Origin of the sequence: Burkholderia sp. (assembly GCF_018375725.1) — a bacterium.
Taxonomy (GTDB): Bacteria; Pseudomonadota; Gammaproteobacteria; order Burkholderiales; family Burkholderiaceae; genus Burkholderia.
In genome coordinates, this window is sequence record NZ_JAHACR010000329.1 from 1 (window position 1) to 4,357 (window position 4,357).

The window sequence follows — 4,357 nt, forward strand, 5'->3', positions numbered from 1 at the left end:
CTCCTCCTTGCCGCCCACGGCGGCCTATGACCGGTTTGGCGTCGGCGTCCAGGGTGTCTGCGCCGCGATCGACCGCTTCGATGCGATGTGCCGCTCGCTGTCCTTTGCCGGCCCGCGGCGCGGCGCGCAGATGGCGGTGCTGCGCTGCGATCATCCCGATGTCGTTGCGTTCGTCGAAGCCAAGCGCGGGCGCCGCTGGCTGACGACCTTCAACCTGTCGGTCGGCGTGACGGATGCGTTCATGGAAGCCGTTGCGCACGATCTGCCGTGGACGGTCCGCCACCGCGTGCCGCCCGCCTCGCCCGGCGTTGCGCAGATGGCGCTGGCCGACGGCAGTTGGGCGTATGCGACATTGCCGGCGCGCGCGCTCTGGCATGCGATCGTCAATGAAGCGCGTGACAGTTCCGAACCCGGGCTGCTCTTTCTCGATACGATCAATGCCGCCAACCCGCAGCGGATGCACGAACGCATCGACGCAACCAATCCATGCGGCGAGCAGCCGTTGCCGCCATACGGCAGTTGCGTGCTCGGGCCGATCAACCTGTCGCGACTGGTGCGGCATCCGTTCGGCATCGACGGCGAGCCGCACTTCGATTTCGCGGCGCTCGCCGACGCGGTGTGCGTGCAGGTGCGCATGCTCGACAACGTGCTCGACCTGACCGCGTGGCCGCTTGCCGCCCATGCGCGCGAGGCACACGCGAAGCGGCGCATCGGTGTCGGCGTGACGGGACTCGCCGACGCGCTCGCGATGATGCGCCTGCGCTATGACGGCGCCGGCGCGCGCGTGGTGGCGCGCGAGATTGCGTTGACGATGCGTCAGCACGCGCTGTCCGCGTCGGCCTGTCTCGCCGCCGAGCGCGGCGCATTTCCGGCGTTCGATCCGGCCGACTATCTCGACGGCACTGCGCATCGCGCACCGTTGCCGATGGCAGTGCGCGATGCGATCTCGCGCCACGGACTGCGCAACAGTCACCTGCTGTCGTTCGCGCCGGCGGGCAGCGTCAGCCTCGCGTTCGGCGACAACTGCTCGAACGGCATCGAGCCCGCGATCGACTGGGTGCAACACCGCCACGTGCGAACCGGTGACGGCCGTATCCACACCTTTCGCGCGGAGAACCACGCATATCGGCTGTTTCGCCAGCTGCACGGCGAGCGCGTGCCGCTGCCGGGCTATTTCCTGAAGGCATCCGATGTCGCGCCGACCGATCATGTGGCCATGCTTGCGGCGCTGCAACCCTGTGTCGATGCCGCGATATCGAAGACTGTCATGATCGATCGTCATTGTCCGCTCTCGCAGGTCGATTCGCTGTTCTTCGCGGCATGGCGCGAACGCCTGAAAGGCATCACGGTCTTTCGGCCCGATCCGACGCTTGATGCCGTGGTCGTCGGCGAGCTGTCCGCGCGGGCAGAAACGATGGCCTGCGTCGCCTGCTGAATGAGCGGGCGATCCGGGATCGATTCCCATGTGTGCAGTGCGCATCGCGCGCGATGCGGCTTGGCCGAGTGTGCAGGCACGCGCTCATGCGGACTTTTAAAACCGATGAATGCCGAGTATCCTAAAAAAAGCAAACCCGACCGGACACGATCCGATGCGCGGTGACGCATGACGCGTCATGCCGGGCCCGTCACGCATGCTGCGCAGATGGTCGCGGTGCCGCACGCATGCTGGCCGCGCGATTTCACGCCCCCTTCATTCGTCAGGAGAACTGGTGAGCCGCCTCGTCGTCGTCTCGAATCGCATTGCCGACCCTCGTAAAGCCGCTGCAGGCGGTCTCGCCGTTGCGGTCAAGGATAGCTTGCAGGAGACGGGCGGCGTGTGGTTCGGCTGGAGCGGCCGGTTGCGCGGCGCCGACGAAAATGGGCCGGGGCGTGGTGGCGAAGTGCAGATTCAGAACGTCGGCGGCATTCAACTCGCGACGATCGATCTCGATCCGCAAGACTACGACGCGTATTACCTCGGTTATTCGAACAACGTGCTGTGGCCGGTATTTCACTACCGGCTCGATCTCGCGCAATTCGACCGGCGCTTCGCGGACGGTTATCGCCGCGTCAACCAGCTGTTCGCGCGCAAGCTGGGCACGCTGCTGCGTCCCGACGACATCGTCTGGGTGCACGACTACCAACTCATTCCGCTCGCCGCCGAACTGCGCGCGATGGGCTGCGCGAATCCGATCGGCTTCTTCCTGCATATTCCGATGCCGGCGCCGCCGATCATGGCGGCCATCCCCGAACACGAGTGGCTCATGCGTTCGCTGTTTGCGTACGACCTCGTCGGCTTTCAGACCGAGGCGGATCTGCTGCATTTCGAGCAATACGTCGAGGCGGAAGGCGGCGCGGCGCGTCAGGCGAAAGGCCGCTTGCATGCGTTCGGCCGCACGCTGTCCGCAGGCGCGTTTCCGATCGGCATCGACGTCGGCGAATTCGAGGCGCTTGCGGGCGATCGCGACGGCATCGACATGTTCGACCGGATGCGCGACGAGTATTCGCGTCGACAGTTGCTCGTGGGCGTCGACCGGCTCGACTATACGAAAGGCCTGCCGCAACGCGTGCAGGCATTCCGGCAACTGCTCGAACAGTACCCGGAGAATCACAACCGCGCGACGCTGATCCAGATCGCCGCGCCGAGCCGGGAGAATCTCGGCGCATATGACGATCTGCGGCGCGAGATGGACAGCCTGTGCGGTGCAATCAATGGCGACTACGGCGAACTCGAATGGATGCCGATCCGCTACATCCATCGCACCGTCGCGCGCCGGCGTCTGCCGGGCCTGTATCGCGCCAGCCGCGTCGCGCTCGTCACGCCGCTGCGCGACGGGATGAACCTCGTCGCGAAAGAATTCCTCGCCGCACAGGACGCGAGCGATCCGGGTGTGCTGGTGCTCTCCCGCTTTGCGGGCGCCGCGGAACAGTTGAAAGAGGCGCTACTCGTCAATCCGTACGATACGCAAGGCACCGCGCAGGCGATCCAGCGCGCGCTCACGATGCCGCTCGACGAGCGGCGTCAACGGCATGCGGCGCTGATGGCGAGCGTGCGCAAGTACGATGTCCACTGGTGGCGCTCGCGCTTTCTCGAAGCGCTCGCCGAGGCGTCCGAGGCCGCGGCTGCGGCGCATCCGTAGTCTCTTCGGTTCAGCGCGACTGGAACGTTGACGGCGGACGTCCCACGCCCCGCGACCGTTCGATTCCGGTGATCAGGATGCCCGACGCACCATCGGCCGCGTCGTGGCATGGAGGACTGCCGCCATGCGCCGTGTTTCAGCGATCGTCGCGTTTACGCCGCGTGCTGTACGTCACGCAGTCGTGCACGCCGGCGGTCTTGCTGTATGGCGTATCGGACACCGCTGCGCTTTCTGTCTTCTTGCCAGATGATTCCTCATTGGATTGCGTCGCGTCCGGTGTCGCGATCAAGGCTTCCAGCTCGTCGTGTTCGAGCACTTCGCATTGCAGCAGCCGCTTCGCGATCCGTTCCAGCGCGTCGCGGCGCTCGCCGAGTGTCGCGGCGACGCGCGCATGCGCGTCCGACAGCAGTGCGCGCACTTCGTCGTCGATCATCTGCGCGGTGTGCTCGCTGCAATGGTTTTCCGCAGGCCAGCCAGCAGGCACGCCAGGCCTGGGCGCACCATCGTCGAATGTCGCGAGGCCGATCGTCTCGCTCATCCCGTATTGCATGACCATGTGACGCGTCATCGCCGTCGCCCGTTCGAGATCGTTCTGCGCGCCGGTCGAGACATCGCCGAACACGAGTTCCTCGGCGACGCGCCCGCCCAGCAGCGCATCGAGCCGGTCGAGCAGTTCGCTCTTGCGCAGCACGTAACGATCCTCGGTCGGCACCTGCTGCGTATAGCCGAGCGCCGCGACGCCGCGCGGAATGATCGACACCTTTTTCACCGGATCGCAATGCGCGCGGCTTTGCGCGACGAGTGCATGCCCGGCCTCGTGATACGCGATCGTCACTTTTTCCTGCTCGTTCATCACCCGGCTCTTGCGTTCCATGCCGGTCATCGCGCGATCGATCGCTTCGTCGAAATCGCTCATCTCGATCGCCGGCCTGCCGAGTTCGGCCGCATGCAGCGCGGCCTCGTTGACGACGTTCGCGAGATCCGCGCCGACGAATCCCGGCGTGCGCGAGGCCAGTTCGGCGAGGTCGACGCCGGGCGCGAGCTTCACGCGCTTCACGTGGACACCGAGGATCTGCTTGCGGCCGATCAGGTCCGGCCGGTCGATCGCGATGTGGCGGTCGAAGCGGCCCGGGCGCAGCAACGCCGGATCGAGAATCTCCGGCCGGTTGGTGGCCGCCATGATGATGACGCCGGAATTGGCCTGGAAGCCGTCCATCTCGACGAGCAGCTGATTGAGT

General features: G+C 66.0%; 2 protein-coding genes and 1 pseudogene. 2 read left to right on the top strand and 1 reads right to left on the bottom strand.

The annotated features are described in order from the left end of the window. On the top strand, nt 1-1,435 hold a 1,435-nt coding region (locus tag KH616_RS21980; RefSeq protein WP_292251272.1), incomplete at its 5' end, for an adenosylcobalamin-dependent ribonucleoside-diphosphate reductase. A 274-nt stretch (nt 1,436-1,709) separates the two neighbouring features. Then, nucleotides 1,710-3,119 (top strand): alpha,alpha-trehalose-phosphate synthase (UDP-forming), encoded by a 1,410-nt coding sequence (gene otsA / locus KH616_RS21985; protein WP_292251273.1) that lies wholly within the window; start codon nt 1,710-1,712, stop codon nt 3,117-3,119. A gap of 283 nt (nt 3,120-3,402) precedes the next feature. Here otsA and KH616_RS21990 read toward each other — a convergent pair. Then, a pseudogene (locus KH616_RS21990) lies at nt 3,403-4,357 on the bottom strand (AAA family ATPase); the annotation flags it as partial.